Annotated in this window: 20 protein-coding genes and 1 tRNA gene; 9 read left to right on the top strand and 12 right to left on the bottom strand. The window is 68.5% G+C overall.

The window, feature by feature from the left end:
• Positions 1–1030, top strand: a 1030-nt coding sequence (locus tag V7Q48_RS17385) for a HAMP domain-containing sensor histidine kinase (protein WP_333840352.1), incomplete at its 5' end; no start/stop codon positions are given.
• On the opposite strand, the gene V7Q48_RS17380 is transcribed toward V7Q48_RS17385, so the two are convergent.
• The 7 genes from V7Q48_RS17380 to V7Q48_RS17350 form a co-directional block, all read right to left on the bottom strand.
• Positions 1007–1969, bottom strand: coding sequence for a glycosyltransferase family 2 protein (locus tag V7Q48_RS17380; RefSeq protein WP_333840350.1), 963 nt, complete (start codon positions 1967–1969; stop codon positions 1007–1009). The genes V7Q48_RS17385 and V7Q48_RS17380 overlap by 24 nt on opposite strands.
• Positions 1966–2844, bottom strand: coding sequence for a polysaccharide pyruvyl transferase family protein (locus tag V7Q48_RS17375; protein WP_333840348.1), 879 nt, complete (start codon positions 2842–2844; stop codon positions 1966–1968). The genes V7Q48_RS17380 and V7Q48_RS17375 overlap by 4 nt, the downstream gene beginning before the upstream one ends.
• Complete coding sequence (locus V7Q48_RS17370; protein ID WP_333840346.1) at positions 2841–3914, bottom strand: glycosyltransferase; 1074 nt, start codon at positions 3912–3914, stop codon at positions 2841–2843. The genes V7Q48_RS17375 and V7Q48_RS17370 overlap by 4 nt, the downstream gene beginning before the upstream one ends.
• On the bottom strand, positions 3911–4837 hold the full coding sequence (locus tag V7Q48_RS17365) for a galactosyltransferase-related protein (protein ID WP_333840344.1): 927 nt from the start codon (positions 4835–4837) through the stop codon (positions 3911–3913). Before V7Q48_RS17365 ends, V7Q48_RS17370 begins: the two co-directional genes overlap by 4 nt.
• Complete coding sequence (locus V7Q48_RS17360) at positions 4834–5994, bottom strand: glycosyltransferase (RefSeq protein ID WP_333840342.1); 1161 nt, start codon at positions 5992–5994, stop codon at positions 4834–4836. The genes V7Q48_RS17365 and V7Q48_RS17360 overlap by 4 nt, the downstream gene beginning before the upstream one ends.
• On the bottom strand, positions 5991–7991 hold the full coding sequence (locus V7Q48_RS17355) for an HAD-IIB family hydrolase (RefSeq protein WP_333840340.1): 2001 nt from the start codon (positions 7989–7991) through the stop codon (positions 5991–5993). The genes V7Q48_RS17360 and V7Q48_RS17355 overlap by 4 nt, the downstream gene beginning before the upstream one ends.
• Positions 7992–8127: 136 nt before the next feature.
• Positions 8128–8355 carry a hypothetical protein gene (locus tag V7Q48_RS17350; protein ID WP_333840338.1) on the bottom strand — a complete coding sequence of 76 codons (228 nt, stop codon included), beginning with the start codon at positions 8353–8355 and terminating at the stop codon, positions 8128–8130.
• A gap of 87 nt (positions 8356–8442) precedes the next feature.
• On the opposite strand from V7Q48_RS17350, the gene V7Q48_RS17345 reads away from it, so the two are divergent.
• Complete coding sequence (locus V7Q48_RS17345) at positions 8443–10245, top strand: tannase/feruloyl esterase family alpha/beta hydrolase (RefSeq protein ID WP_333840336.1); 1803 nt, start codon at positions 8443–8445, stop codon at positions 10243–10245.
• Here the strand turns inward: V7Q48_RS17345 and V7Q48_RS17340 are convergent.
• A complete protein-coding gene (locus V7Q48_RS17340; RefSeq protein WP_333840334.1) occupies positions 10230–10769 on the bottom strand; it encodes a DUF3237 domain-containing protein in 540 nt (179 codons plus the stop codon). The genes V7Q48_RS17345 and V7Q48_RS17340 overlap by 16 nt on opposite strands.
• 102 nt (positions 10770–10871) lie before the next feature.
• Here V7Q48_RS17340 and V7Q48_RS17335 point away from each other — a divergent pair, with 102 nt between their 5' ends.
• Together V7Q48_RS17335 and V7Q48_RS17330 are read left to right on the top strand one after the other, a co-directional pair.
• A complete protein-coding gene (locus V7Q48_RS17335; protein ID WP_333840332.1) occupies positions 10872–11975 on the top strand; it encodes an alpha/beta hydrolase in 1104 nt (367 codons plus the stop codon).
• 16 nt (positions 11976–11991) lie between these two features.
• Positions 11992–13017 carry a LacI family DNA-binding transcriptional regulator gene (locus V7Q48_RS17330; protein WP_333840330.1) on the top strand — a complete coding sequence of 342 codons (1026 nt, stop codon included), beginning with the start codon at positions 11992–11994 and terminating at the stop codon, positions 13015–13017.
• 26 nt (positions 13018–13043) lie between these two features.
• On the opposite strand, the gene V7Q48_RS17325 is transcribed toward V7Q48_RS17330, so the two are convergent.
• Positions 13044–14171, bottom strand: coding sequence for a glycoside hydrolase family 68 protein (locus tag V7Q48_RS17325; RefSeq protein WP_333840328.1), 1128 nt, complete (start codon positions 14169–14171; stop codon positions 13044–13046).
• Between the two features lie 292 nt (positions 14172–14463).
• Here V7Q48_RS17325 and V7Q48_RS17320 point away from each other — a divergent pair, with 292 nt between their 5' ends.
• The 3 genes from V7Q48_RS17320 (at position 14464) to V7Q48_RS17310 (ending at position 18230) form a co-directional block, all read left to right on the top strand.
• Positions 14464–16848, top strand: coding sequence for a TonB-dependent receptor (locus V7Q48_RS17320; RefSeq protein WP_333840326.1), 2385 nt, complete (start codon positions 14464–14466; stop codon positions 16846–16848).
• Between the two features lie 25 nt (positions 16849–16873).
• Positions 16874–17842 carry an alpha/beta hydrolase gene (locus V7Q48_RS17315; RefSeq protein WP_333840324.1) on the top strand — a complete coding sequence of 323 codons (969 nt, stop codon included), beginning with the start codon at positions 16874–16876 and terminating at the stop codon, positions 17840–17842.
• A 67-nt stretch (positions 17843–17909) separates the two neighbouring features.
• Positions 17910–18230 carry a hypothetical protein gene (locus V7Q48_RS17310; RefSeq protein ID WP_333840321.1) on the top strand — a complete coding sequence of 107 codons (321 nt, stop codon included), beginning with the start codon at positions 17910–17912 and terminating at the stop codon, positions 18228–18230.
• A 39-nt stretch (positions 18231–18269) separates the two neighbouring features.
• Here the strand turns inward: V7Q48_RS17310 and V7Q48_RS17305 are convergent, their stop codons facing one another.
• Both V7Q48_RS17305 and V7Q48_RS17300 read right to left on the bottom strand, forming a co-directional pair.
• Positions 18270–18590: a hypothetical protein gene (locus V7Q48_RS17305; protein ID WP_333840319.1), complete on the bottom strand. Its 321-nt coding sequence runs from the start codon at positions 18588–18590 to the stop codon at positions 18270–18272.
• Positions 18591–18720: 130 nt separating this feature from the next.
• Positions 18721–18810, bottom strand: a tRNA-Ser gene (locus tag V7Q48_RS17300).
• 162 nt (positions 18811–18972) lie between these two features.
• Between V7Q48_RS17300 and hspQ the strand changes: the two genes are divergently transcribed.
• On the top strand, positions 18973–19365 hold the full coding sequence (hspQ, locus tag V7Q48_RS17295) for a heat shock protein HspQ (protein WP_333840317.1): 393 nt from the start codon (positions 18973–18975) through the stop codon (positions 19363–19365).
• Between the two features lie 84 nt (positions 19366–19449).
• Here the strand turns inward: hspQ and V7Q48_RS17290 are convergent, their stop codons facing one another.
• A complete protein-coding gene (locus tag V7Q48_RS17290) occupies positions 19450–20382 on the bottom strand; it encodes an ABC transporter permease (RefSeq protein WP_333840315.1) in 933 nt (310 codons plus the stop codon).
• A 90-nt stretch (positions 20383–20472) separates the two neighbouring features.
• Here V7Q48_RS17290 and V7Q48_RS17285 point away from each other — a divergent pair.
• A partial coding sequence (locus V7Q48_RS17285) for a GcrA family cell cycle regulator (protein ID WP_333840314.1) occupies positions 20473–20988 on the top strand: 516 nt, incomplete at its 3' end.

Below are 20988 nucleotides of genomic sequence, written 5' to 3'. Positions count from 1 at the left end.
CCCCGGCCCCGCGCCGACCCCGCCGCCAGTCCCGCAGCCGCCTCCGGCTGTTGCGCCGCCCCCCAGGGCGCCCCAGCCGCGCACGGGCAGCGACAGCGGTGGGACCGTCCACGCACGCGAGGCCTCGATCACCACCAGTCGCGGCGTCGTCACGCTGACCGCCGCCGCCCCCTCGCAAGTGGTGGCCCGGCCAATCCGCGCTGCGCTGGTTCCCCTGCTGTCGGTGATCGCGACGCTGGCGGTATTATTCACGCTGGCGGCGCTCTTCCAACTGCGCCTGGCGCTGAAGCCGATCGCCGCATTGCGGGAGCAACTGGCGCAGATCCGCGAGGGTACGAGGACTGCGGTCGACGAGGACCAGCCCGCCGAGCTGCGGTCGCTGGCGATGGAGTTGAATGCGCTGTCGGGCGAAAGCGCCGCGGCGCTGCAGGCGGCGCGCGCCTCGGCCGCCAATCTCGCACATGCACTGAAGACCCCGGTGGCGACCTTGGCTCTGACCCTGGAGAACGATCCCCGCGCCGCCGCCCAGATCACCCGCATCGAAGGCGTGATCCGCCATCACCTTGCCAAGGCGCGCACGATCGCCGTGGCCCATCGCGCGCGCACGCCGCTGGGTCCGGCGGTGGCGGATGTGGTCGGTGTCATTCGCACGCTGCACCCGGCGCTGACGATCGACGTCGCGGTGCCCGACGCGCTCGATGTCGCGCTCGACGTGCACGACCTGTCGGAAATCCTCGGCAACCTGCTCGACAACGCGGCGCGTCACGCCCGTTCGCGCATTGCCGTGTGGGGCAAGGCCGAGGACGGGCGCGTGGCGTTGACGATCGAGGACGATGGGCCCGGCATTGCCGCGAGCCAGCGTGACCTCGCCCTCCAGCCCGGCGTCCGGCTCGACGAAACGCCACAGGGCGATGGCTTTGGCCTCGCCATCGTGCGCGATCTGGTGGCGCTGCACGGCGGCAGGCTGGACCTGGCCGAAGGGCGTTGGGGCGGTCTGCTCGTCGGGCTATCGTTGTTGCGGGCTGGCTAGATGGCTCAAGTCATCCTGCGCCGGACGATGCGCAGTGAGTGCCAATCGCAGCGTGTGAACGACGAAGGCACAGGCACCGCGCAGCTTGTGCCGCAGCCGGAAGCGATAGAAATGGCGTATGCCGCGATGCGCCGTGACCGGACGGCGCAAATCCTCCCCGAGATCACGGATATCGGTGAGGATGGCGGCCCATATGCGGCGGTCCCGCAGCAGATGCTTGGCGTAGAGCGCGCCGTCCCCGAAACTGTAACCCGCCAGCAAGCGCGTTTCCTCGCCGATCGCGCGGCGGCCATGGTGATGATCGACCGCGAAGCGCGGGTCGTATCGCAGGACGATGCCCTGCCCCGAGGCGCGGAACAGGAAATCGGTGTCCTCCGCCGCCACGAACGGCGCCCCTGCCCCAAAGCGCTCATCGAACGGCCCGACGCGCTGAAGCACGCAGCGCGTGAATGCGAGGTTTGCCCCCATCACGAACCCACCGGGAAATGCGGCCGGATTGGCCACCATCGGATGGTCCTCCAGCTTGAGCGTCACGGGCAGGTCTTGCGGGTTGCCGGGCAGGATGCGGCCCCCAATGATCGCGGGCGCCATCACTTCGGCGAAGCACCGTAGCAGGGCCGTGAAGTAATCGCGATGCAGGACGCAATCGTCATCGGTCATGGCGACGATCGCGCCGCCGACGACACCCAGCCCGCGATTGCGTGCACGCGCCAGGCCCGCACGCTCTTCACGCAGCACGCGCGTGGCAAAGCACTGCGCCGCGCACCAGGCCGCGAGCACGGAGGGGGTCGCGTCTGACGAACCGTTGTCGACGATCACCACCTCCACGGCGATCTCCGGCGCCGCCGCCACGGCTTGCTCGATCGATGCCAGCAATGCGGGCAAGGCGTGGGCACGATCGCGGGTACAGACCAGCAGGCTGATCGCGGGCGGGCTCATGGCGCTTGACGCAACAGCGGCGTGTCGAGCGTCCAGGCGCTGATATAAGACCCCAGCTTGCCGTAGCTGTTGTCATGCACGGTGTGCGGGATGCCCAGCAGGACGGCAAGGATGTGCCCGTGCAGGCGGTCTGTGACCAGGGTTTCGCCGCGCGACAGCAGGGCCAGGCCACGCTGAACCCGCGCCTCGGCCTGCGCCTGGCGGGCCGCCTTGTCGTTGCCTGAAGGCAGGTCGGGGTCGTCCTCCAGCCAGTCGACGACCACAGCGTCATCGAGCGCGGCATCCTCACGCGTCACGCGCTCGGCATCCGTGCGCAGCAGCGCCAGCCTTGGCGTATCCGATGCCCCCCTCGCCTGTGGACCGAGCGCGAAGGCCGAGTCCGGGGTGAGGTGCACCGCACAGGCCAGATGCGCCGTGGCAATGGCAAAGCTATCGCGGTCGCGCACGTGCAGGGTGAAGTCCGGATAATCGGCGACGATCGCCGCGAACCGTGCCAGCGCGTCGTTGTCCGAAAAATGGATCGACTGCGGCAATTGCACCACCGGGCGATCGCGGATCGTGGTGAGCAGTGTCTCGCGAAAGCGCTGATGGTGCGGCCAGATATCGCCGAGGTTGCCGCCGCCGTGCAGGAACAGGATGCCCTCGGGGCAGGCCTCGCGGAATGCGGCTTCGTCGAAGTCGTGCCATGTCGACACATAACAGGGCCCGCGCCCGGTCAACGCGCGCAGCAGCTTGCACTCGCCGAGCCAGATGGCGCTGTCGCCGACGTTGGCATGGTCGGGAAAATCCACCAGGGCATAAGCGCTGCCGGGCCCGACGTGCGCCGCATAGCGCTCGCGCAAGAGCGCTTGCTGCCGGGCGACGACATCGCTCACGCCGACTGCTCCGCCGGTATTCCCTGCACCTCGGCATAAAGCTGTTCGCACCGATCGAGCCAGCGGTCGTGCGTGAACAGGTCGAACACCCTGTCGCGCGGCACGCTTCGCGGCATGGACAGCACGGTTCGCAGCGCCGTCGCCAGGCCCTCGACGTCGCCGCACGCAGCGAATGCCCCGGCATGGCCGACGACTTCGCGCGCGGCGCCCATGTCGAATGCGGCCACCGGCAATCCGCAGGCCATCGCCTCCACCGCAACCAGACCGAAAGGCTCGTCCCAGCACGGTGTGAAGAGAAAAGCGCTCGCCTTTCCCAGTTCGGCTGCGAGCGCCGCACCTTCGAGATGGCCGCCATAACGGATCTCGCCGCGCACCAGCGGCTCGACGGCGCTGGCCCAATATTCCGGATCCTCGATCGCACCGAACAGGGTGAGCGGCACACCGGCACGTCTGGCCGCCTGCACGGCGAAATGGGTGCCCTTGTTGGGCGTGATGCGCCCGCACCATGCGGCGCTGCCATCACCCTGCGGCTGGAAAGGCCAGCGCGCGGGATCGATGCCGTTGTGCAGCACCGAGGCCTCGGGCGGCGCGCCCTGGGGCCACCACGCCTGCAACTGCCGGGCGGACGTGACGGTCAGGCGGTGCTGCGGCGCGGGGCTTGCCTCCACGAACCAGTGCAGGGCGTCGTAGGGCGGAACATGAAGCGAGGTGACCGTGGGCGTGGCCGCGGTTCGCTTGGCCTCCAGCGGGAAGCGGTGAAGGCTGTTGTTATGGACGACGTCGAACCCGCCTTGCGCGATGCGATCGCAGGCCGCGGCATAGCCTGCGTCCAGATGCGCGATCAGCGGCGTTGAACCGCGATGCTCGGCCCAGGGAAAGGTGCGCTCGTAATGCTCGGCCAGCACCGGGTCGATCGCAAAGCGCGGGTCGCTGTCGCCCGATGCGAAGAGCACGACGTCGTGCCCGCGCGCCTGCAGCCCCGACGCCAGATACCAGCAATGCGACTCCATGCCGCCGGCGAAGGGCTCGGCAATCCGCTGGCGGACATGGGCAAGAAGCGCGATCCTCACGCGGCGACGGCGCTTTCTGCACGGGCTGCATTCGCTTCGAGCAGGCGGATCACCTGCGCGGTGTTGGCATAGGGCTGGTGGCTCTGCTGCCCGGTCAGCGCGAAGTCTGCCTCCGCCGGACGGCGCAGGATGCGGATCGGCTGGCCCGGCGCATCATCGACCAGGCCCATGAGCCGGAAGGCGTGGAGCCAGTGGCCCATCGTGCGATAGCCCCACTTGCGCTCGAACAGCTCGGCATTGCGGACAACGCTGTCGATATGATGCACCGGGGGCATATGGTGCGGATGGTACTGGTGATACGCAAGGCCGCCCTTGATCCAGGCGATCTGGACGCCCGCCTTGTCGAGCGTCTTGCCGAAGTCGGTGTCTTCCCCGCCATAGCCGAAATAGCGCTCGTCGAACCCGCCGGTGGCAAGGAACGTCGCCCGGCGCATCGCGAAGTTGAGCGACCAGAAGCAGCGATAGTCGGCGCAGACTTCGACCCCCTCGGGCGGCGGGCCGCGCCGGTCGGAATGGCGCTGCGCCACGGCGGCGAATTCGTCGTAGGACCACTCCCCTGCGGTGGCGCCGCCCGGCAGGTACATGACCTCGCCCATCAGCAGCCCGTCGAACTCGCCCGCAAAACGCGCGTAGTCGGCGATCAGGCCGGGGGCTGGGATGCAGTCGATGTCGAGGAACACTAGGACATCACCCGTGGCGGATCGCGCGGCCGCATTGCGGGCGGCTGCCAGCGGCAGTTCCTCGGCCACCACGCGCATCTGGCGCACGGGGAATGGCGCCTCGGGCAGATCGTAGAGCTCGTCCTGCATGACCGCGACGATCAGTTCGGCAGGCAATTGCGTCTGGCGCGACAGCCCGCGCACGACATTGGCAAGGTGTTCGGCGCGGCCCTTGGCCAGGGTGACGACGGAAATCTGCGTCATGGTGTGCAAGGTTCCATGCTGGAGGAAGAGGATCGGGAAGCGCCGGTTTGCGACGTGCGCGGCGTCCACAGGCGGTCGGTCAGGGTTTCGAGCCAGTCCGCGACCTTGCCTGCGGGATCATCGTCGATCATGGCCCGCTGGCACGCCGGATCGTGGCTGGCGAGCGTCTCGGCGATCGCCGCAGACCAGTCGTGCGCCGAGGACGGCAGGTGCGGCCGCACGGTCGCGACGCCCGCCGCAGCCAGGGCCTGCGCCTTGCAGTGCTGCTCGTCGAAATAGCGCCATTCGGGCACCGCGAGCCACGGCCGGCCGGCGGCGAGGATCTGCTGGCAGGTCGTGTTGCCGGTCGAGGCGATGACGAGGTCCGCGGCGGCTATGTGATCCGGGGCATTGTCGACCCAACCGCGATGCTCGATGTTCGTAGGCTCCGTCGCGTGCCAGTCGCGCTGGACATTGCCGATCGTGATCCACCGCGCCGCCGGCCTCGACCTTGCGCCTACCCCCAGCGGCGCTTGGGTAAACCCCTCGCCTCCGCCGCCGGACAGGACGAGGATGATCTCCTCGTCGGGCGCGATGCCAAGGCGTTGGCGCGCGGCAGCGCGGTCGGGCATGCGGGTATCGACGCCGAGCCCGCCGGCAAAGCAGGTGCGCGCCCGCATATCCTTGCCCCATTCGGGCTGCGCCAGCGCCGCGTGGTAGGGCGCGAGGAGCCCGGCGGCACCGGCGTAAGCGGCCTGGTGCCCGGGATCGCTGCGGCGCCCATGCTGCAGCACCTTCACATGCGGCACAGAGCAGATGCGCGCCAATTGCGCGATTTCCGCCGACACGTCGCAGATCATGAGCGCCGGATCGGCCGAGCGGAACCAGCCGCTGATCGTCGCCATCGCCTCGCGGATGCCCGGCCAGCCGAGCGGTGCGCAATGCAGCGTGTCGGGGGTCGGCACCCAGTCCATCGTGCCCTGCTCGGCGCCGGTCGGCTCGAACAGCGAAGGGATGCGCACGATCTCGACATGCGACGGCATCGCCGGAAAGATGTCGTCGCGCGCGGAAAAGATCGTCATGGGCCGATCGACGGAAAGCGCATTGGCGATGGCGGCACAGCGCTCGGCATGGCCCCGGCCCTGATGGTGGACGAAATAGCCGAAGGGACGGGTCATGCGGCCACCGCCAGCGCCGATTGCGGCGACGCAAGACCCAGCGCCGTGAGACCCTTGAGCACGCCGTTGGCATGGATTTCGCGGACCCGGTGCAGCCCTGCCCGCGCCGGTAGCGTGCCCAGTTCTGCGGAGGCATTGCCGACAACGACCGCGTTGCCGCAGGCCGTCAGCATGTCCTCGTCATTGCCGCTGTCACCGGCGGCGATCACTTGCGCCAGCGACCAGCCCGAACGCGCGGCATAGGCGGCAATTGCGCTGGCCTTGCCGCCCCGGGGCGCCAGAACATCGATCAACCGGCCATGCGAAAAGATCACCTTCGCCTGCAACCCGGCCGCCGCGAGGGTATCGCGAATGGCATCGGCATCGGCACGGTCGCCGAAAAAGCTGAGCTTGTGGGGCCCTTCCGTCGTCGCGGGCTGCGGGGCGATCCCAAGCGGAGCCAGCGCCTCGACCACCGCGGCCCGGTCCCAGCCTTCGTCGAGATCGCGCGCGAAATCGCGGCATTCGTGCCAGTCGCCGTCGGCGCCCTTGACTATCAGTCGCGTGCCGACATCGACGATAAAGGCGTCGGGCGCGGGGATCGACCATAATGCGAGGATGGTGCGCGCCGCAGCGAAGTCGCGTCCCGTCGCGATAACGAACGGGAATTCCCCGTCCGCCCGCCAGCTCGCGAACGCATGGGCGCCCTCGGCGCAGCCGGTCAGGGTATTGTCGATATCACAGGCGAGGAGCCGCGGCGCCGCGAGGTCGCGATAGACGCGCAGCGATGCGGCGGCATAGGCGTCCCAGCGATAGCGCTCTACCCCGTGGCGGCCTGCCGCCGCCAGGTGCGCGTGGAGGTCGGCATCTTCGAGGATGTGGCGGATCGCCAGGGCGGTGGCAGCGGGATCGCGCGGGTCGATCAACACGCCATGGCCGACATTGGCGATGATCTCGGCCGGCCCACCGTTGCGCGTCGCCACCACAGGCACGCCGGCGCCCGCCGCTTCCAGCAGGGTCAGGCCGAAGGGCTCGTGCAGCGCAGGATTGACGAAGACACCGCCCTCAGCGGCCCGCGCATAGAGCGCGGCGACGTCGGCGCCGTCATGACGCGGCGGTAGGGCCACGCGCCCCTTGAGCGCGGGGGCTGAGGCCAGTGCATGAAGCTCGGCCAGTACCGCGCGCTCCTCCGGCGCGGCATGGTCGTGCTGGCCGGCGAGGATGACGAGGTTGGCTTGTGCCTGCAGCGCCGGGCTTTGGGCATAGGCGCGCATGAGCGCGGCGAGGTTCTTCTTGGCCACCGGCCGCGCGACGGCCAGGATGATGGGCCGCGACGGATCGTCCAGCCAGGTGTCCAGCCGGTCGACGATCGTGGTTTGCCGGACCGGCATGACGTGCCCCGGCACACCGGGCGCGATGCAATGCACGCGATCGCTGACCGCGACGCCATAGCCCCCGATCTGACGCGTCTTCTCCTCGGCCGTCGAGACCACGATCGCTCCTGCTGCCACAATGGCGCGGCGTTCGGCGGCGATGCGGGCCTCCAGTCCCTCGCAGACCAGGCCCTGCCCGCGCTTGTCTATCCCGAGGGCATGCGGGGTGTAGACGAAGGGGATGCCGAAGCGCCGCTCGACCTCGATGGCGACTGCGGCCGCATCGGAGAAATGCGCGTGAAGAATGTCCGGGCGCCGATCCAGCCGCGCCAGGTGATCGCACAGGGCCTGGGTGAACGCAGGGAGGTCGGCCGCCAGGGCTTCCTTCTCGACGTAGGCCGTGCAACCCGTCGCAATCCGCTCGATGATAAGGCCAGGCGCAACCGTCTCGAGCGGGGCAGAATAGTGATCTTCGATACTGGGGTCGCTGAAAGACCGCGTGACGATCGAGACGTGATCGACATCGGGATGCTGCGCCTGATGCGCGGCGGCCTCGAGGATGTAGGCGATGTGACCGCCGGTGTCCGCCGTAATCCCGTAGGAAACGGGAGGCGCCTTGAGACAACCGCCTAATGCGACGTGCATGATGAACAAAGAGCGCCCCTTTTCGTGATGTTTCCGGAACGTCACGTCAGCGCATTTGATCCTTGAGCTGATTGGATATTTCTCGCTTGCGCAACATCGCGGTCGGGCTTGGGGTGCTTACCTGAGGACGGCGCATTCAGGGCGCGACGGGCGGGCTGGCGCAATTCAAAAGGAAAGCGGCATCTCGACCATCTGCATTTTTATTTTTATGATTCAATGCCTTGATCGCCTCTGCAACAGTCGAGCGAAAGTGGCATCTGATCCGCGCATTCAGAAAACTCGCCTCCATGCCGTAGCGTTCGGGGGCGCAAGGTAACACCATGCCGGTCTGTTCCCGTGCCCAATGTGTCAGGTCTTCGGCCATAAACCGCAGCGTCGACGCCCGCTCGAAACGCCTATGCAAACGATTACCCAAGCGATAGATATGACGCATAACTTTCAGGGAGCCGGTATGTCCTTCGTCGTCGGTCGCGTGTCGCGGACCAACCTCCTACAGCGTCGCATTGGACTTGCCGCCCTACTCGGCGTTGCGCCGCTGGCGATTTCCGCGGCCCCGTCTGGCGGACCGGCCACGGCGACCGCCGATGCATCGCGCTGCGCCGGCGTTTCCGCGATGATGGCCGGCCACTGGCCCGATGCCACCACGCGGGTCACCTCCGCGCAGTGGCGGGCCAAGGGCTATGCGGTCGCGCAAGCCACCCAGCCCGACCGGCCGCCGGTCATGCTGACCTTGCCCGCCCACTGCGAAGTCTCGGGGCTGATGCGCCCGCATCGCGGCGTCGACGGGCAGGACTATGCGATCCGATTCCGCCTGCGGCTCCCCTCGACCTGGAACGGCCGCTTCCTGTTCACCGGCGGCGGCGGCACCAACGGCACGGTGGGTGATGCCATCGGTACGCTGCAGGCCGGCACGCCCGATGCGCTCACCCGCGGCTATGCCGTGCTGGCGCAGGACTCGGGCCACGACAACGCCACCAACAGCGATCCCGCGCACGGCGGGGCGGTCGCGTTCGGCCGCGATCCCGTGGCGCGTGCGGATTACGGTGGCACCTCGTTGCCGCAGGTTACGCTCGCGGCCAAGGCGCTGCTGGCCCAGTTCTACGGCCGCGGCCCGCGCTACAGCTATTTCATGGGCTGCTCCAAGGGCGGGCAGGAAGGCATGGTCCTGGCGCAGCGCTATCCTGCGCTGTTCGACGGCATCGTCGCCGCGGCACCCGGCTTCGCGCTGCCGCGTGCGGCGTTGGCAGAAGCGTGGAACGTCCAGGCCTTTGCCGGTGTGCTCCGCGCCGTCGGTCGGCCGGTGACCGTACCGGCCCTTGCCTCCACGTTTTTACCCGCGCAGGGCGCGCGGGTGCGCCAGGCCATCCTTGCCGCCTGCGACGCCGACGACGGGCTGGCCGACGGCATCATCGGTGCACCCGGCCGGTGCACGAATGCACGGGTATTGCCGCAGCTCGACGCCGCGCTATGCCGGCCCGGCGAGGATGCGGGCCAGTGCCTGGTTCCCGCGCAGATTGATGCACTGCGCAAGGTGCATGACGGCCTGCGCGGGGCCGATGGCCGGACGATCTATCCCGGCTTTCCGTGGGATGCCGGCTGGTTCGATCCGGGCTGGGCGATCTGGATGACCGGCTCGGCAGACGGGCATGTGCCGTCGCTGAACGTCATGCTGGGCGCCGGATCGCGCGCGGGCGTGTTCACCACTCCGCCCGCCGCCGTCCCCGCCACGCCCGACGCGCTGCTGGCCTATCAGCTGGCGTTCGACCCGGCACGTGATGCCGGGGCGATCCTGCGTAGGGCAGCGCCCTTCACGCGCTCGGCCTGGCAGGACATCGGCGCGCGCAGCACCGACATGTCGGCCTTTCGCCGCCACGGGGGACGCCTGATCGTGCCGCATGGTATGTCGGACCCGGTGTTCTCGGTGGCCGATACCCTCGCCTGGTGGAACGGTGTCGACCGGGCCAACGGTGGCCGCGCCGCGAGTTTCGCGCGGGTCTTCCCGGTGCCCGGCATGGCGCATTGCGCCGGCGGCCCCGCGACCGACCATACCGATGCCTTCGACGCGCTCGTAGCCTGGGTCGAACGAGGCCGTGCCCCGGACCAGCTGGCAGGCCGCGCCGGCCCCGCCTCCCCCTGGCCCGGCCGCGAACGCCCGGTGTGCCGCTATCCGCTGGCGCTGCAAGCCACGACGCGGGACGGGCAGACGGTATTCGCCTGCCGCCCGGAAGGCGGCCTGCCTCAGCGTGCCCGATAGACCGCGATAATCACCGCGGGTTTCGCCTTGTCGGGGCTCACGTCGATCCGCGCGACATAGGCGCCGCCGTTAAGCCAGGCGTTGCGGCCGAGCGGCGCCTCGAACACCGGGGTCGAGTAGATCGGCCCCGGCTTGCCCGAGGCGTCGGGGCACAGCCGCGCGTCGTTGACCACGTTGACCACCGCGCCGTCGTCGGTGCGCAGCATGTAATCAGCGTGCAGCATCGTGCAGTCGCCGGCGGCGCGCAGCTGCCAGTCCCATCCGCCCGGCAGAACGCTTCCGCGGACCGCCGGCCCCTCGAAGTGCCCGCCGGTGATGCGCACCAAGCTGCGCCCGCCGCGCGGAGTGTCGCCGACGCCCAGCGATTCGCCCAGCAACACCGTCGCGGTGAATACCGGCTCGAGCACCGGCGCGGGCGCCGTATCCGCCGACGCGGATCCCGGTGCGGCAACGGCAGCGGCGGACATGGTCAAGGCCGTGATGGTCGAAATTGCGGCGGCCGCGAAGCGTGTCAGGCAAACCATCTGGATATCCTCTCGAAAAGCGTGGCGTAAACGATTGCCTCGACCATGACGGCATGCAAGGATCGAGACAACAGACATGATATCCAGACGAGGTTGCGAACGATGACGGCACGGGAACAGGGGATCGGGCGGCGGCAATTCATCACCCGCAGCGCCGGCGCGATGGCGGCTGGCGTCGTCGCCGCTGGCGCGGTCGCGCATTCCGGGCTCGCCAGCGCGCTGTCCGTTGCGCCATCTGCGCCCCTCGCCGATCCGCTGCTGGCGGTTGCACCGCAGCTTCGCGAAGGCGCGCGCACCGTCATCACCATGGGCCGGGCGATGAGCCCGCTGACGATGCCAAAGCTAGCACCGATGCGCGAAACGGCCAACAAGATGGCCGCGCCGCTGCTGCCGGACGTGCCCGTGGCAGAGCGGCGCATCCCGGTCTCGGCCACCATCTCCGACGTCACCGTCTACGTGATCAATGCCAAGTCGGGCGGGGCGCCGCGCCCGGCAATCCTGCACACCCACGGCGGCGGCATGGTCATGGGAAGCGCACGGGCCGAGCGGCGCTATCTGCAGGAGTTCGCGCGCGACCTCGACTGCGTGATCGTCTCGGTCGAATACACACTGGCGCCCGAGGCCCGCTACACGAGCTCGGTCGCGGAAAACTACGCCGCCTTGCGCTGGCTGCATCGCTCGGCCGCCGACCTCGGCGTCGATCCGCGCCGCCTGGCGGTGATGGGCGAGAGCGCCGGCGGTGGTCATGCCGCGCTGCTGGCGATCCGTGCCCGCGACGGCGGCGAAGTGCCGCTGGTGGCGCAGATCCTGGTCTATCCCATGCTCGACGACCGCACCGGCAGCACCCGCCTGCCGCCCGCCCCGATCGGCACGCTGGGGTGGGACGCACAGGCCAACCGCTTCGGCTGGCAGGCCCTGCTCGGCGCCGAACCCGGCAGCCGTTCGGTGCCGATCGCGGGCGTGCCTGCGCGCGTCCCCTCCGTCGCGGGCCTGCCGCCAGCCTTCATCGGCGTGGGCAGCATCGACCTGTTCGTGCAGGAAGACATCGCCTACGCCCGCCGCCTGACCGAAGCCGGGATCGCGACGGAACTGCTGGTGGTGCCCGGCGCCTACCACGCCTTCGACCGCGTGGTACCCGAGGCCGAACTGTCGCGCATGTTCGCCGGGGCGATGCGCGCCGCGCTGCGCCGCGCCTTCACGGCCTGAGGGGCTGGCGCAATCGATGGCCGGCGTCGGCAATCTCAAGGAATTCGCCGCGCTCGCCGGGGTTTCCACCGCCACCGCCTCGCGGGCCCTCACCGGATCGGGGCGGGTCAGCGAGGAAACTCGCGTCCGCATCGCCGCGCTGGCCGACAAGCTGGGCTACCAGCCGAACATCGCCGCGCGCACGCTGCGCACCCGCCGCACGATGACCATCGGCGTGCTGGTGCCACTGGGCCATGAACGCGCGCAGCACCTGTCCGACCCGTTCTTCAACACGATGACCGGCTTCCTCGCCGATGCGTTTGCCGAACACGGCTACGACATGCTGCTGTCGCGCATCCTGCCGCGCGACGATCGCTGGCTCGATCGCACGATCGGCAGCGGCCGCGTCGACGGCATCGTGGTGATCGGGCAGTCGGACCAGTTCCATGTGATTGAGACCGTCTCGCGGCGCTATCGCCCGCTGGTCGCCTGGGGGGCACAGGTACCGGGGCAGCATCACTGCGCCGTGGGCTCTGACAATCTCCTCGGCGGGGCGATGGCCGCGCGCCACCTGATCGCGCAGGGCTGTCGCACGATCGCCTATGCCGGGCCGGTCGACGGGCCCGAGTTCGGCGAACGCGCCGCCGGCGCCCGCCGTGCGCTGGAGGAATCCGGCCTGCCGCCCATCACGCTGCTGCCCACCCATTTCGAGCCTGAGGCAGCGCAGCGGGACATGGCGGCGCTGCTGGCCGATCCGGCGGGGCTGCCCGGCCTCGCCCCCGGCATGCTCCCCGACGGCATCGTCGCCGGATCGGATGTGACCGCCATCAGCGTGATCCGCGCGCTGGCCGAACAGGGCCATGCGGTGCCGGGCCGCGTCCGGGTCATCGGCTACGACGGCTTGCCCGTCGGCGCGCTGGTCACCCCGCCGCTGAGCACGATCGACCAGCAGCTGCGCCGCGGCGCCGCGCTCATCACCGAGTTGCTGCTAGAGCGGATCGCCGGGACGGACACGCCCTCGCGCCGGATCGAGCCGCGACTGGTGGTCCGCGGTTCGACCTGACGGTCGCGACGCGCGAGGCCCGCGCGTCAGATGATCCGCGCGGTGTCGCCCTCCACGACCACGTGTACGAAAGGGGTGGGATAGCCCGCAAAGCGCGCCCGCCGCATCTCGCCCGGCGCAAGGCTCGCCGGGTCTGCCACGCCGGGCAGGTCGGCGAAGGCGTTGCAACGGCCATCGGCCAGTACCCACCAGCTATACTCCTGCGCGGGTGCCTCGGGCGGATTGGCGGCGATCAGCCCGGTCCCGTTCAGCAGGGTGAACGGCCCCTTGGGATGATCGGCAACCGCGCCGTAAAGCCCGGTCGGACCCGCCGGTCCCCCGTCGGCGAAGACCTTGCCTTGCGTGGACCAGAACAGGACGTAGCGCCCGTCCATCACGCGCATGTGGGGGCGTTCCAACTCGTTGTTCAGCCCGTCGGCGCTCAACACCGGCGGCTGCAGGTGCCAGCGCTCGTCCGCCCCGCCGCGCTCGGCCACACCGACAACGCCATTCCAGGCCGATGCCGATCGTCCGCACGAGGCGGTGAAGAACAGGTATTCGCAGGCCGTGGCGGGGTCCCGGAAGAAACCCGGATCGCGGAAGGCTTTTATCGTACCCACCCCGCCGCCCGTGCTGCGGGTATCGAGGTACCAGGCCCCGTCAGGCGCGACGGATTCGGCGGGGCCAGTCCAGCCCTGCATGGTATAGTGGCCATCGCGCGCATCGAGCTGCGCCTCGGCCTCGAACAGGCGCTGCTCAAAGGTGACAGAGGCCTCGTCGCGCCGACCCGACGCGGTGAAATAGACCGCGACCCGTGCCGTTGCCGGATCATAGACAGCCGAACCCGACCATTCGCGGGCACCGGGGGTAAAGCCCTCGGGAAACACCGGATCCAGCAGGCGCCACTGTCCGTGATGCTCGGCCATGAGATGGATCCGCGCAATGAGGTGGCGCTCGTCGGGATCTGGCCCGCCAGGTGCAGGGTTGGGCGCGGCCAGCACCATCCATAGCGTTTCGTCACCGGCAAAGCTGGCCAGTGTTCCGTCGGCCAGTTCGACGGGCCACATGTCCCACAAGTCCATCCCCGCCACGCGTGCGCCCGGATCGAGCTGAAGCAAGGGCAGAGTGGTTGCGGGAGTCGCGGTGATCGCGGCCACCTGGGCGGCAGTCCACATTGTGCAGCCGGACGAGTGGTCCTCTGTCGGGGCCGGGGTTTCGTGCACACCTTGCACAATCGATTCGGTAACTTTCACGGTCCTGCCCCTCTTGCGGCATGTGCCGAACCACTCAGAAACCCTGCATTACCGAGGGCTTTCGGCGAAATCGGCGCGCCCACCCTTTTTTGTGGAAACGATTGCAGAGGCAGTGTAGAGAAGAGCAATCGATTACGCAACATCGTGGTCTAGCCGGAACGCCCGGCCGGCCACACCCGCCTGCTGCGGCACGGCGGATGTCAGGGAGAGTAGAATGAAGAACCGTCTGGTCCTGTTGGCCTCCACCGCCCTTTTTTCCTTCGCAGCCGACCAGGCCCATGCGCAGGATGCCACCGAAGCCGCCGGGACGGGCGTGACCGCGAACGGCCCGGCGTCGGACGTGCCCGCCGATGCCCCCGCACCGGGCGAAATCGTCGTCACCGCGCAGAAGAGCAAGGAACTGCTCTCCAAGGCGCCGATCGCCGTCAGTGTCGTGTCACAGGCCGCGCTGCTGCGCCAGGGTCTCACCAGCAGCGAGCAGCTCGCCACCACCGTCCCGACGCTCAAGCTGTCGCAGAACGGCTTCGCGATCCGCGGCATCGGCAGCAACAACGGCTTCTCCGGCTACTCGACCGTCGCCACACAGTTTGACGGCATCTACAATCCGTCGTCCGCTGCGCTTAGCCTCGCGCTGTTCGACATCGCCTCGATCGAAGTCGCCCGCGGTCCGCAGGGCACGGTCTATGGCCGCAACGCCACGGCCGGCGTGGTCAACATCAACACCGCCGATCCGGGCCGCAATTTCGGCGGCAGCGCCAGCGTGCAGTATGGTCGCTTCAACGACATCCGCGCCCAGGCCGCGGTCGACCTGCCGGTCTCGGACACCTTTGGCCTGCGCGTCGCCGCGTTCCACCAGATCAACGACGGCTATGGCCCCAAGTATCGCACCGGCCGCTTCGACAAGACCGACCTGTCGGCCGTGCGCGTTACCGCCAAGTGGGAAATCGTCCCCGACCTGACCTGGCGCGTCACCGGCAGCTATGCCGAGAACCATTCGACCGTGCCGTCGGTCTACCTGCGCAATTACAACGTCTATCCGCAGGCCAATCTGGTGGCCGGCACGTTCGGCCCGGTGACCATCGTGCCGTCGGACGCGATCAACCCCGGGCTCGACACCGTGGCCGCCAACAAGCAGGACCTCACCAGCTACGACGTGCGTTCGCGCCTCGTCTGGCAGGCCAGCAGCGCACTAAGCTTCACGTACCTTGCAGGCTACTCGCAGCTGGTCAACGATGGCATCGTCGCCTCGACCGGCGTGTTCTCGCAGGAATACATCAACCACAAGACCGAGAACTGGTCGCACGAGCTCGACGTCAACTACGAAGCCGGGCCGCTCAAGCTGGTCGCCGGCGGCTACCTCTACGAGGACAAGCAGCCCTCGGGCACGCGCCTGCTCCATGCCGGCAACACCGCACCCGCCCCGTTCAATCTGGTCTACAACCTGTTCGGCGCAAAGGTCGCCGGCACCGGCAACCAGATCTCGACGATCGATGCGGTCGACGTGGTCAACACCTATTCCGGCGCCGGCAGCCGCAGCCATGCCGTATTCGGCCAGGCCACGGTCAAGCCGGTCGACAGCATCCGCCTCACCGCCGGCATCCGCTCGACCTGGGACACCGCGATCGACCACGAGCAGCAGCTCGTCTGCCCCGGTCAGTCGTTCACGCGCGACACGGTGAACGCGACCACCTGCCCGACCTTCACCATCGCCTATACCGACGACCGCACGCGTCCGAATGCCAAGTTCAGCAAGGTTAGCTGGAAGCTGGGCGTCGATGCAGACCTGACCAAGGACGTGGTGGGCTACGTCACCGTCTCGACCGGATACCGCGGCGGCGGACTCCAGCCGAGCTCGAACCCGGTGGGCTATCGCCAGTACGCGCCCGAGACGGTCGACAATTATGAGGCGGGCATCCGTGCCAACCTGCTCGGCCGCATGCTGTTCATCGGGCTGACCGCCTACCAGATGGACTACAAGAACCTGCAGGTTTCCTCGATCATCGTCGATCCGGTGCAGGGTCCCATCCCGGTCACCACCAATGCCGCCAAGGCGCGAATCCGCGGCATCGACTTCGAGACGACCTTCCGGCCGACCAGTGCAGACCGCTTCTCGGCCTATGTCTCGTATCTCGACACGCGGTACCTGCGTTTCCAGAACGCGCCCAACAACCTGCATTCGGCCGACACCGCCTATAACATCTTTGCGCCGATCCTGGGCTTCGCCGCCATCCCGGCCGCGATCGCGGACTACTCGGGCAATCGCCTGCCGAACGCGCCGCGCGTCAGCGGGCGCTTCAGCTATGCGCACGAGTTCCGGACCGACAACGGCTGGGTGATCACGCCGGCGGTCGACTTCTATGCGCAGACGATGACGTTCGCCTCGTCCGACAACGCGGTGCAGGGCCGCCTCAAGGGCTACACCAAGTCGGACATCAACCTGCAGTTCGATGCACCGGGCGGCAACGTCTACCTCAACCTGTTCATGAACAACGTCGAGGATCGCCGCATCCCCACCAACGTCGTCCCGGTGTGGAGCTCGACCACCGCCAGCTATGCCATGCCGCGCACCTGGGGCCTGCGCATCGGCTACAAGTATTGACACCGACCAAGCGCCGGTGCCGGACATGACCATCAGCGACACCGGCGCCTGTGGCGCTGCGGTGCCGGCGCAGCCGGCGCTGACCATCCCGGAGCACGGCGGCCCCGTGCCCCGGGCCTGGGACGAGGCAGAGCGCATCGCGTTGTGGCCCGGCACGCCACCGGGTGGGACATTCGCTGCGGCCGAGCGCGATCCGTCGCTGCCGCCGACGTTCCTGACGGGGATCGCGGCGCCCGAGTTGCGCCTGTTCCAACCCCTCCCGGGGATGAGAAACGGCCGCGCGCTGCTGGTGATACCGGGCGGCGGGTATGGGTTCGTCTCGATCCGCAACGAGGGAGCCGACGTCGCCGCGCTGTTCACCGCGGCGGGGTACACGGTTTTCGTGCTTGTCCATCGCCTGCCCGGAGAAGGCTGGTGCCCGCGCGAGACGGCTCCGCTGGCCGATGCGCGCCGCGCGATGCGGGTGATCGCGGCGCAGGCATCACTCCTCGCCTTCGATCCGCAACAGGTGGCGGTCATCGGCTTCTCGGCGGGCGGACACCTTGCCGCCACGCTGCTGACCGCCGCCGCCCTGCCCGACGATGCCGGGGTGGGCGACGCGATCGACCAGCTCACGCCCCGCGCTCGCTGCGCCGCACTCGTCTATCCCGTCACCACGCTGGACGGTGCGCATGCGCATGGCGGCTCGGCGAAGGCTCTGCTCGGCCCCACGCCCGATCCGGCCATGCGCGCGGCACTGTCGCCGGTCGAGCGGATCGCGCCCGCAACGCCGCCCTTGTTCATCGCCCATGCGCTCGATGATGCCATCGTCCCCGCGGCCAACGCGCTCGAACTGTTCACCGCCATGCACGCGGCGAACCGTCCGGTCGAGATGCACCTCCATGAGGAAGGCGGCCACGGCTACGGCATTGGCCCCGCCGACGCCCCGGCGGGGCTGTGGCCCCTCGCCTTCCTGCGCTTTCTCGAAAGGCATATGGCCGCAGCCCGGCCCTGACGGCTGCAACCGCCATCGTGCGAACATTCCCATGGTTCGCGGATCCAAAACTGCTAACCGCACCGGCATGGCATATACGCACAGGCTTGCGGGCACCGTCGATGTCGACGGCGTCACATATCATTGGGAACTTCGCCGCGAACCGCAGTGGAGCGAGTTCGACGGCTGGAAGGGCATGTCGATCGCCCTCCTGCAGGACGGGGCACAGCGCGGCGCCGTGCTGGAGTTTCCAGCACCCAAGCGCTTGCAGAAAGGCCTGCCGCCCAGCCGGCTGCAAGTGAGCAACGCCCTCGTCTCCCGCGGCATCCGCGCCGCCTTGGCCGCGGGCTGGGAGCCGATGTCGCGTGGCAAACCGATGGTGTTCGGCGTCGACGCCGACGGCAACTGACATCCCGGCTGCCGCATCTGTAGCCCAGTGGAAACCAGGTTAGCGGCCGCCTCGACGGGCGGCGGCCAAGCGGCGGGCGATCACGGCAAGGGCCGAGGTGACAATCAGCCAGAAGCTGAAGGTCGCGACGAACGCCCCGGGCCTGAAATCGTCTTCGATGCCCAGCCGATGCGGCACCGAGATACCGGGATTGTCGGCCAAATAAGGCATGGGCCATCCCCCCACCTCACGCGCTTGCAAGTTGTCGTGCAGCACGCCTTCCGTCCCGTACATCGCGCGCTCATGCGTCGGCGGGTGAATCCAGATCGTCGCGATCGCGACGGCCAGCGCCAGATTGACGGATACAAGGTGTTTCAGCACGCAGGGGGCCTCGTCCTGGTCGCGGCGAAATTGCCCACGCGCATGACTACCATGCAGGCGTTCACCCGGATATCCCGATAGATTTTCAGAGGGGTGCGCTTCGTGAAAGCGTGCTGCCGGAGGGGGCACATGGCGGAGAGGGTGGGATTCGAACCCACGGTACGGTTGCCCGTACACCGCATTTCGAGTGCGGCGCATTCGACCACTCTGCCACCTCTCCATGAAGTGCCGTGCGAGGATGGCCAGTGGCCGGTCCCGGTCGAGGACCGCGCCACTAACCCAAGGATTCGCGGTTGCCAAGAGGAAAGACGAGTTATCCCCAGCCGCGTATTCCCCCAAGGGCGTGCTTGTTTCGCACATGCGGCAAACCTATATCTCGGGAATGTCGACCTTTGCCGAAAATACGAGCTATTTCTCCCCGCAGGCGGGCCGCAAGATTTCGGTACCATCCGTCAGTGAGGCGCGTTTCGGGATCGGCGATGTCGTTCGCCACCGCCTGTTCGGCTTCCGCGGGGTGGTCTTCGATATCGACCCGGTCTTCGCCAACAGCGAGGAATGGTACGAATCGATCCCCGAGGACATGCGCCCCGAACGGGACCAGCCGTTCTACCACCTGCTCGCCGAGAACGATGAGAGCAGCTACGTCGCCTATGTCAGCCAGCAGAACTTGGCCGCCGATGCCGAGGCCGGGCCGGTCGAGCATCCCTCGCTGCGCGATCTGTTCGAGGGTTTTCGCGATGGCCGCTACAAGCTGCGGCGCAGCCTCACGCACTGAGCCTGACCGCTCTGGGCACAGGCCATGAAAAAGGCGCCGTCCCGTCCGGGAGGCGCCTTTTTTGCGTGCACGCTGGATCAGGCGTCAGGCCTTGAGCTTCCAGCCCGACCGCAGCAACGCGTAGACGATCAGACCCAGCACCAGGTTGAGCACGCCGAGCCCGATCGCGCCATGCAGCACCGACATGTTGTCGCTGCCGATGTCGCTCTGCCCGAGAAAGCCGAAGCGGAAGCCCGAGATCACGTAGAAGATCGGGTTCATGCGGCTGACCGTCTGGAATGCGGGCGCAAGGCGGTCGATCACGTAGAACGTGCCCGAGAGCATCGACATCGGCGTGATGATGAAGTTGGTGACCGCGGCGTTGTGGTCGAACTTCTCGGCCCAGAGCGAGGTGGCGACGCCGATCAGCGAGAGCAGGATCGCGCCCATCAGGCCGAACCACACGATCGCCCAGGGGTGGCGCGCCTCGAGCGTGACGCCCGGCCAGAACGCCATGGCCGCTGCCACCGCCAGCCCGACGAGAATCGCGCGGGTCACCGCGGCGCCGACGAGCGCCAGCAGCAGTTCGCCTTCGGATACCGGCGGCATCAGGTAGTCGATGATGGTGCCCTGGATCTTGCCCCCGAGCAGCCCGAAGCTGGCGTTGGCGAAGGCGTTGTTGATCATGCCCATGGCGATCAGGCCGGGCGCGACGAAGCTGGCGAAGGGGACGCCGAGCACCACGCGCCCACCGCCACCCAGGGCGAGCGTGAAGATCATCAGGTAGAGCAGCGTGGTCACCGCCGGCGCCCAAATCGTCTGGGTCTGGACCTTGAAGAAGCGCCGGACCTCCTTCATATAGAGGGTTCCGAGGCCGACGCGGTTGAAACCGCGGAAAATCGGCTGTCCCGGCGGCGGAAAACCGACTAGATGCCCGTAGGCATGGCTTGCTGCAGCACCGGTGAAGGCGACTTCGCCGGAATTGCCTTGTGCAGGCGACTGCGGTTCTCCGGTGGAGGACGGGACGTGATTGGCCATGGCGCCGGCGGTATCGCGCAGCGATGACGATGGCAAGACGACGAAACGGCTGGCGGACTTTCCCCGGCCGACAAAAGGGTTTTTGAACGGATGAGCTGGACGGACGAGCGGATCGAGAAGCTGACCAAGATGTGGGAAGGTGGCGCGACCGCCAGCCAGATCGCGGAAGAGCTGGGCGGCGTCAGCCGCAACGCCGTGATCGGCAAGGCGCACCGCCTTGGCCTCAAGGCGCGTCCGTCGCCGGTGAAGGCCAACGAGAAGCCTGCCGAAAAGGTCGCCGACGAGGCCGCGCCGCCTGCGCCCAAGCCCGCCAAGCCGGTGGCCCCGCCGCCGCCGCCCGTCGAAGCGCGCCCCGCAGCGCCGCGTCCGGCGGCGCCCGCGCCCGCGCCGGTCGAGGCACGCACCGCGCCCGTGGCACCGCCCGCGCGCCCGGCCGCGCCCGCTCCTGCAGCCCCCGTCGCAGCGGCACCGACCACGGGCGACGAAGCGCCTGCGGCCCCTGCCCCGCGCGTCGTCTCGGTTGGCCCCGGCGGCTTCCTGCGCCAGGGTCCCGGCGACCAGCAGGCTCCGATCCCGCCGGCACCGCCGCGCCGCCTCGTGCCCGCC

The organism is Novosphingobium sp. (genome assembly GCF_036803765.1).
Taxonomy (GTDB): Bacteria; Pseudomonadota; Alphaproteobacteria; order Sphingomonadales; family Sphingomonadaceae; genus Novosphingobium.
This window is presented reverse-complemented; position numbering and strand designations above follow the sequence as displayed.

Bases quoted from the DNA above. Each gene is read 5' to 3' on its own strand.
- V7Q48_RS17380 (WP_333840350.1), bottom strand. From the start codon at position 1,969: ATGAGCCCGCCCGCGATCAGCCTGCTGGTCTGTACCCGCGATCGTGCC.
- V7Q48_RS17365 (WP_333840344.1), bottom strand. From the start codon at position 4,837: ATGACGCAGATTTCCGTCGTCACCCTGGCCAAGGGCCGCGCCGAACAC.
- V7Q48_RS17360 (WP_333840342.1), bottom strand. From the start codon at position 5,994: ATGACCCGTCCCTTCGGCTATTTCGTCCACCATCAGGGCCGGGGCCAT.
- V7Q48_RS17355 (WP_333840340.1), bottom strand. From the start codon at position 7,991: ATGCACGTCGCATTAGGCGGTTGTCTCAAGGCGCCTCCCGTTTCCTAC.
- V7Q48_RS17350 (WP_333840338.1), bottom strand. From the start codon at position 8,355: ATGGCCGAAGACCTGACACATTGGGCACGGGAACAGACCGGCATGGTG.
- V7Q48_RS17345 (WP_333840336.1), top strand. From the start codon at position 8,443: ATGTCCTTCGTCGTCGGTCGCGTGTCGCGGACCAACCTCCTACAGCGT.
- V7Q48_RS17340 (WP_333840334.1), bottom strand. From the start codon at position 10,769: ATGGTTTGCCTGACACGCTTCGCGGCCGCCGCAATTTCGACCATCACG.
- V7Q48_RS17335 (WP_333840332.1), top strand. From the start codon at position 10,872: ATGACGGCACGGGAACAGGGGATCGGGCGGCGGCAATTCATCACCCGC.
- V7Q48_RS17330 (WP_333840330.1), top strand. From the start codon at position 11,992: ATGGCCGGCGTCGGCAATCTCAAGGAATTCGCCGCGCTCGCCGGGGTT.
- V7Q48_RS17325 (WP_333840328.1), bottom strand. From the start codon at position 14,171: ATGTGGACTGCCGCCCAGGTGGCCGCGATCACCGCGACTCCCGCAACC.
- V7Q48_RS17320 (WP_333840326.1), top strand. From the start codon at position 14,464: ATGAAGAACCGTCTGGTCCTGTTGGCCTCCACCGCCCTTTTTTCCTTC.
- V7Q48_RS17315 (WP_333840324.1), top strand. From the start codon at position 16,874: ATGACCATCAGCGACACCGGCGCCTGTGGCGCTGCGGTGCCGGCGCAG.
- V7Q48_RS17310 (WP_333840321.1), top strand. From the start codon at position 17,910: ATGGCATATACGCACAGGCTTGCGGGCACCGTCGATGTCGACGGCGTC.
- hspQ (WP_333840317.1), top strand. From the start codon at position 18,973: ATGTCGACCTTTGCCGAAAATACGAGCTATTTCTCCCCGCAGGCGGGC.
- V7Q48_RS17290 (WP_333840315.1), bottom strand. From the start codon at position 20,382: ATGGCCAATCACGTCCCGTCCTCCACCGGAGAACCGCAGTCGCCTGCA.